This is a genomic window from Tunicatimonas sp., assembly GCF_049647865.1.
Lineage (GTDB): Bacteria > Bacteroidota > Bacteroidia > Cytophagales > Cyclobacteriaceae > Tunicatimonas.
In genome coordinates this window covers 1-2389 of the sequence record NZ_JBARYM010000889.1, presented here as the reverse complement: position 1 = coordinate 2389, position 2389 = coordinate 1, and the positions used below count along the sequence as shown (strand labels likewise).

The 2389-nt window shown below is 45.8% G+C and carries 2 protein-coding genes; both read right to left on the bottom strand.

Going from position 1 to position 2389, the window contains the following annotated elements:
- The coding region (locus WBA23_RS25420; protein WP_424585087.1) for a CheR family methyltransferase at positions 1–1125 on the bottom strand (1125 nt) is incomplete at its 3' end.
- A complete protein-coding gene (locus WBA23_RS25415; protein ID WP_424585086.1) occupies positions 1106–2239 on the bottom strand; it encodes a chemotaxis protein CheB in 1134 nt (377 codons plus the stop codon). The genes WBA23_RS25420 and WBA23_RS25415, both read right to left, overlap by 20 nt.
- Positions 2240–2389: the final 150 nt, after the last annotated feature.

Genomic DNA, 2389 nt, shown 5'->3' with positions numbered 1-2389 from the left:
GGCTAGTCTAAATCGATCCCGGCTAATCTCTAGTGCTTCTTGAGAACGCCTAAGTTCGGTTTCCTTTTCAATCAGGGTTTCATTGGAGACGGCCAGCTCGGAGTTGGAGGTGTGTAATTCTTCATTAGCTGACTGCAACTCCTCATTACTGGTTTCCAGTTCTTCGTTAGAAGATTTGAGCTCTTCGTTAGCCGACTGTAGTTCTTCGTTGATGGCCTGCAATTCTTCGTTGCTAGTTTCCAGTTCTTCGGTGAAAGTTTGCAGATGTTCCTTAGTAGCTGAGAGCTCGTGTTCCAATTCCATATTCCGCAAAGCATACTGGTGCTGTTCCTGGTCAAGATCAAGGGTGTCGGGCAAGAACATGTAGGATGACGGGATATCCAAGTTTTCAAAGATGACCAGATAGTAGGACGTATTACTTCGCTGGAATACGAAAGGTTTGACCAGCAGACGGACCAAACGTTGCTGGTTGTCAACGGTGAGGCGAATCAGATTGCTTTTCCGAGCTTGGTTTTCTCGTTTGGCTTTGGTAAATACGGTTCGGAGTTCCAGATGAAAAGCCCGGTTAATGTGGGTGATCAGGCTAGAGTTCAGAGCTCCTTCCTTCAAATCTAGGTAGGGTTGCATTTTCCCCTGTACATGGACGATCTCTAAATTGTCATTCACCACCACATAAGGGTGTTCGTACGTTTGCACCAACGTTTGTTGGGCCACTTCCTTCACCGATAAGTCTGAACTTTTTTTCGGGCGTTCGCTAGTAACTTTGCGATGGGTCAAAGGGTGCCGGAAGTTGGTATACCTAAGAGTGTTGATTTGAACGTCCGACTTTTTGCCAAAAATCTTATGCTTTTTACCTTCTTGAGCGAATAAGTCGGTAAGCTGAGTGATGCTTTCTGATTTACCCAGCAGTAAATACCGACCTTCGTTAAGGGCGTAGTGAAACACCGGGATTACATTGCGCTGTAGAGCGATATCGAAGTAGATCAATACATTTCGGCACGAAATCAAATCGAGGTGTACGAAGGGTGGGTCCCGGGTAATATCATGTTTAGAAAACAGTACCCACTGCCGGATAGACTTGCTAATTTCGTAGCCTTTTTCGCCCTTATGAAAATATGCTTTCACCTGAGTATTGCTCAGTTTGCCTAGAAGATTTTCGGTATAAATAACCCTGCCGACCGATAGATAGCGCCTTTTCATCAATATCGGTAGCGAAAATTTGAATAGTGTAGTCACTCGCGCGCTCACCCAATTCTTCGTCTAGCAGAATAGCAATAGAATAGGGTTCCTCGCCCGTAGCGCAGCCCACCGACCAAATCCGGATGGAATCGCCGGGCTGCTTACCGTCAATAATCTTCTGAATATATTTTCGTAACTCATCATAAGTAGCCTTGTCCCGCATAAACTCGGTAACGCCAATCAGCACCGTGGCGAACAGCTCATCTAGCTCATCTGGTTTCTGCTGAATATGCTGGTAATAGTCATCCAAATTATTTATGGACAAGGCTTCCAGGCGTTTTTCAATTCGTCGGCCGATGGTTGAGGGCTTGTAATAAGAGAAATCAGTACCGGTTTTTTGGGTAAGCAATCGTAGAATCCCCTGAAGACTATTTTCATCCTGATCCTTTGGGTCAGAAGTGTTAGGGTGCTTGATATATTCCAGCAGCGCCTCGCTCATCTCACTAACCGGAAGAACCCGGTTAACCTGTCCGGACTCAATGGCGGTTTCGGGCATACCGGGGTGCTTTGCCTCCTGGGGTTGTTGTACCATCACATAGCCACCCTGTTGACGAAGCTGCTCAATCCCTTTAACTCCATCTTTTCCGGTACCCGATAAAATAATACCAATGGCATATTCTTGTTGATCTTGAGCTAGCGATGTAAAGAATTGATCAATAGAAGGAACGGCGTGTATCGTTCGGTGCTGTTTCTCCAGCACGATATTACCCTGCTTAAGGGAAATCTCACAATCGGGCGGGGTTATGTAAATACGCCCGGCCTCTAGTGAAGTCTTATCTTGGGCGGCCACTACCGGCCAGGAAGTGCGATGGCTGATTAACTCTACCAGCTTACTTTCATGGTCGGGGCTTACGTGTTGGGCTATCACTATTGAGAAGCGGGGCTCCGAATTGTCCGAAAGGCCCGACAACAATTTAGTTAAAGCATCCAATCCACCCGCTGAGGCACCCACCCCCACTACGTAAAACCGATCTGAAGATATTATTTCCTTATTTGCCACAGAGGAACAATTTGGTATACCAATTTTCTAATCCTCAACAAAGTAACCTTTTGCCGGGAAAAAAGAAAAATATTGGTGCGGTTCCCCTTTAGATTAGCAGCATATAAATATTTGAATAAAGCTACTATTATGACGATGTGGATATGTGGG